Source organism: Mycobacterium sp. TH-M15, from assembly GCF_057473705.1.
The window spans coordinates 1-4,426 of record NZ_JBYCLB010000032.1 but is presented as its reverse complement, the minus strand read 5'-3'; the positions used below and the strand labels follow the sequence as shown (position 1 = coordinate 4,426).

Sequence of the window (4,426 nt, the reverse complement as noted above, 5' to 3'; positions counted from 1 at the left end):
GGCCAGTCTAGGGGCGATCCGGCGGTGAGCCCGTGATTTGGCGACCTGAAGCCAGCCTGATTGACAACAAACGCACAGCCGCTTTCCAGGCATTATTCAACCCGTCGGGAGGGAATGGTCTCATGTCAGTTCCAGCAGCGCAGGACGGCAAACCGGAGGCTCGGGTTCTGGTCGTCGACGACGAAACCAACATCGTCGAGCTGCTCTCGGTCAGCCTGAAGTTCCAGGGGTTCGAGGTGCACACCGCGTCCAACGGCCCGGCCGCACTGGACCGCGCTCGCGAGGTCCGGCCGGACGTGGTGATCTTGGACGTGATGATGCCCGGGATGGACGGCTTCGGGGTGCTGCGCCGGCTGCGCGCCGACGGGATCGACGCCCCGGCGTTGTTCTTGACCGCCCGTGACTCGTTGCAGGACAAGATCGCCGGCCTGACCCTGGGTGGAGACGACTACGTCACCAAACCGTTCAGCCTGGAAGAAGTGGTGGCCCGGCTGCGGGTCATTCTGCGTCGTGCCGGCAAGGGCGGCGAGGAACCCCGCAGTGCGCGCTTGACGTTCGCCGACATCGAACTCGACGAGGACACCCACGAGGTATGGAAAGCCGGTGAGCCGGTGTCGCTTTCGCCTACCGAGTTCACCCTGCTGCGGTACTTCGTGATCAACGCCGGAACCGTGTTGAGTAAACCGAAGATCCTCGATCACGTCTGGCGCTACGACTTCGGCGGCGACGTGAACGTGGTGGAGTCCTACGTGTCCTATCTGCGCCGCAAGATCGACACCGGGGAGAAACGGCTGCTGCACACGCTGCGCGGGGTCGGGTACGTGCTGCGGGAGCCGCGATGATCCCGACCCCGACTGCGCGACCCGCCGGGGCGGGATAGGCGATCGCCGATGGTCAACCGCCGGCGGTTCGCGCTGCCGCTGAAGGTCAGCCTGGTCGCGGCCACCCTGGTGCTGGTGCTGTGCGGTCTGGTCGCCCAGGGCATCGTGGTCACGTCCATCCTGCGGCGCAGCTTGGTGAGCAAGATCGACCAGACCCTGCTCGACGCATCGCGGGGCTGGGCGCAGAACCCGCGGCTGGTGCTGCCGGAGTCGCACAAGCTCCCCAATCCGGGGCGGCCGCCGTCGAACTTCTACGTGCGTGATGTCGACCCGGACGGCCGTACCTGGACCGTGGTCAACGACCGCAACGCCGAGCCGAAGCTGCCGCCCGACAACAATGTCGGGCCGGACCCGACCACCGTCGCCTCGGTGGACGGCTCGAACGTGCAGTGGCGGGCGGTGACGGTGCGCGGGCCGAACGGCAGACTGACCACAGTGGCCATCGACCTCTCCGACGTGCAGTCCACCATCCGGCACGTGGATTTGGCGCGGTTGGCGATCGGCTCGGTCATGTTGTTGGTGCTCGGCATCGCCGGGTTCGTGGTGGTGCACCGCAGCCTCCGGCCGCTGATCGAGGTGGAGCGGACCGCCGCGGCGATCGCCGCCGGACAGCTGGACCGCCGGGTCCCCGAGCGCGACCCGCGCACCGAGGTCGGCCGGCTGTCGCAGGCGCTGAACGGAATGCTCACCCAGATCCAGCGGGCGGTGGCGGCATCGGAGGAGTCGGCGGCCGACGCCCGCAGCTCCGAGGATCGGATGCGCCGGTTCATCACCGATGCCAGCCATGAGCTGCGTACCCCGCTGACCACCATTCGCGGCTTTGCCGAGTTGTACCGGCAGGGCGCTGCCCGGGACGTCGAGATGCTGATGTCGCGGATCGAGAGCGAATCGCGTCGGATGGGCCTGCTGGTCGAAGACCTGTTGTTGCTGGCCCGGCTGGACGCGCAGCGGCCGTTGGAACACTACCGGGTCGATCTGCTGGCGCTGGCCACCGACGCAGTGCACGACGCGCAGGCGATCGCACCGGGGCGCACTGTCGCCCTGGAGGTATTCGACGGTCCGGGCACGCCCGAGGTGCTCGGCGACGACGCCCGGCTGCGCCAGGTGCTGAGCAACCTGGTGGGCAATGCGTTACAGCACACCCCGGAGAGCGCCGCGGTGACGGTGCGGGTCGGCACCGACGGCGACGACGCGGTGCTGGAGGTCGTCGACCGCGGCGCCGGGATGGACGCGAAGGATGCCCAGCGGGTCTTCGAGCGGTTCTATCGCGCCGACTCGTCGCGGACCCGGGCCAGCGGCGGCACCGGGTTGGGTCTGTCGATCGTCGACTCGCTGATCCACGCGCACGACGGAACGGTCACGGTGGAGACCGCGCCGGGCCGGGGTTGTCGGTTCCGGGTCACGGTGCCACGCATCGCCGAGATTCCCTCCGAGGTGCGCTGAGCCGGCCGACGTCGAGCGTCACAGCTCGGCCAGGGCCGCGATGATCCTCTGCTGTGCCTGGTCCAGCGACTCCGGGGACGGATTGCGGTCGACGCCGGCGAACCCGAAGTCGGCGAGGCTGCGGGTCGGGAAGACGTGTATGTGCAGGTGCGGCACCTCGAGACCGGCGATGATCAGACCGGCCCGATCGGTGTCGAAGGCGCGGCACACCGCTTTGCCGATCCGCTGCGCCACCGCCGTCACCCGGGCGAACGCCGGGCCGTCGACGTCTTGCCACTGGTCGATCTCGGCGCGCGGCACCACCAGGGTGTGCCCCTGGGTCATCGGCTCGATGGTGAGGAAGGCGACGACCGCGTCGTCCTCGTAGACGAACCGGCCCGGCAGTTCCCGGTTGATGATTTTGCTGAAGACGGTGGTCATAGCGTCCAAGCATATTGACCGGCCGGGTCGAGCCGGCGCTACCCGTCCGCGGCGCGAATCCGGGCCAGGGCTTTGGCGAACGCGGAATCGAACACCTGCTGGTGACCGTCGCTGCCCGCGCCGCTGAGCACCAGCCCGGACGTGCGCGCGTAGGAGTAGTAGTCCTCGGTGCGGGTGCTGCGCTCGGGGCCGCCGAACTGAGTGGTCACCGAGTAGCGGAACCGCTGCGGCCCACCGGAAGTCCGGTCGTTCTCCAGAATGCTCACGGTGTAGCTGATCGTGAACCGGGGGCCGGGGCTCGAGCTGAACCGCTGGCACTTCGACACCAGCTCGATCATGTCGTCGAATCCGGCCGAGTGGTATTCGCGGCCGATCCGCAGCCGGATGTCCTGGCGGTCGGAGTGCACCGCGGGGTCGGCCGGATCGTGTCCGGAGACCTCCGCGACGGCCGGCTCGCCGGATGCGGCCCCGCCGATCACCGCGAAGCACTCGGCGGGTGTGACGGCCAGCCCGCCGTCGGACGGCTGGGTGGTGTAATACCCGAAATACTCGTATGGCTCCCGGCGTTCCCGGACGGTCCAGCCGGGTGGAAACTCACGGCGGGTGGGCAGCAGCGCGGCCAGTTCGTCGTCGTTGAGCGCGGCGAGCTGCGGGGCGAGTGGTTCCGAGCCGGCCGTCGCGCTGTGCGGGTCACTGCGCACCACCGGGACGGTGACCGTCACCGCGGCGACGGCGACTCCGCCGATCGCTGCGGCGAGGGCCCAGGACCACGACCGGGGCTGAGCGGGACCGGTCACAGCTTGTGCAGCCTCTGCAGAGTCTGGGCGGCCGCTCGTCTCACCAGGTCGAGGTCGGAGTCGGTCATGTTGGTGGTGCATTCCAGCAACAGGTCACGGATCGCGTAGTAGCCGACGTGATACGTCGACGGTGCCGTGTGCGGATCGCGCGAGGAGGTGAATGTCCTGGTGACCGCGAGGGCGAAGTCGGCCCGGCCGGGTGGGCGGCGATCCGGCACGGTGGTGACCGTGCGCTCGTCGGTCGTCTTGGTCAGCGGGTCGGTCAACGGATCCTCGGTGGTGACCTGGTAGCTGTGGCAGCGCCGCAGCCAGCGCAGGTAGCTGCCGATCTCCGCCCGGCCGTCGCCGACGGCCAGAATCTCGATGCTGGCTGTCGGGCCGGGCGTGTCGATCTGCCCGGTGGCGGCCGCGTCGGCCGGCTCGGCGCGGGCGATCCACCACGGGTCGGGGTCGCGGTACACCCGCACGCTGGCGATATGGGTGCCGTCGCCGGCGAGTAGCCGGGGAAGGTTTCCGCACGCTTCCGGCGTGTACTGAGTGGCCCGGATCGAGGTGTCGGGCTGAGGCTCACCGGACGAGTCCGGCGGGGCCGCGCGGCTCAACGACCCGGTCAGCGTGTACTCCCAGTCGGACGGGAAATCCTCGCGGGCCGGCAGCGCGCTGGCCAGAAACCAGTTCGACCGGGACAGCAGGCTGTTCGCCGGGCGCACCGGCGTGGACACCACGATCCCCCCGCAGGTGGCCAGGACCGTGAGAGCGATGGCACCGAGCAGCCGCGGCCCGGTTCTGCTGCGCCGTGGCGGTACCGGCGGCCGCGACGCACCGGGCGTCGCATCGGCGAAGATCGGCAACCAGGGCGGGATCCCGACCTCGGATTCGGGCACC

At 69.5% G+C, this 4,426-nt stretch carries 5 protein-coding genes; 2 read left to right on the top strand and 3 right to left on the bottom strand.

Annotated features, from left to right (window positions below; translation table 11 throughout):
* Positions 1-122: 122 nt before the first annotated feature.
* Together phoP and AC2VNT_RS00845 are read left to right on the top strand one after the other, a co-directional pair.
* Complete coding sequence (gene phoP / locus AC2VNT_RS00850; protein WP_486945058.1) at positions 123-842, top strand: two-component system response regulator PhoP; 720 nt, start codon at positions 123-125, stop codon at positions 840-842.
* A gap of 48 nt (positions 843-890) precedes the next feature.
* A complete protein-coding gene (locus tag AC2VNT_RS00845) occupies positions 891-2,324 on the top strand; it encodes a sensor histidine kinase (RefSeq protein ID WP_486945057.1) in 1,434 nt (477 codons plus the stop codon).
* A gap of 18 nt (positions 2,325-2,342) precedes the next feature.
* On the opposite strand, the gene AC2VNT_RS00840 is transcribed toward AC2VNT_RS00845, so the two are convergent.
* From AC2VNT_RS00840 to AC2VNT_RS00830, 3 genes are all read right to left on the bottom strand, one after another.
* Positions 2,343-2,744, bottom strand: coding sequence for an HIT family protein (locus tag AC2VNT_RS00840; RefSeq protein ID WP_486945056.1), 402 nt, complete (start codon positions 2,742-2,744; stop codon positions 2,343-2,345).
* Positions 2,745-2,782: 38 nt separating this feature from the next.
* Entirely contained in the window at positions 2,783-3,541 is a 759-nt protein-coding gene (locus AC2VNT_RS00835; RefSeq protein WP_486945055.1) for a hypothetical protein, read from the bottom strand.
* Positions 3,538-4,426, bottom strand: an 889-nt coding sequence (locus AC2VNT_RS00830; RefSeq protein WP_486945054.1) for a hypothetical protein, incomplete at its 5' end; no start/stop codon positions are given. The genes AC2VNT_RS00830 and AC2VNT_RS00835, both read right to left, overlap by 4 nt.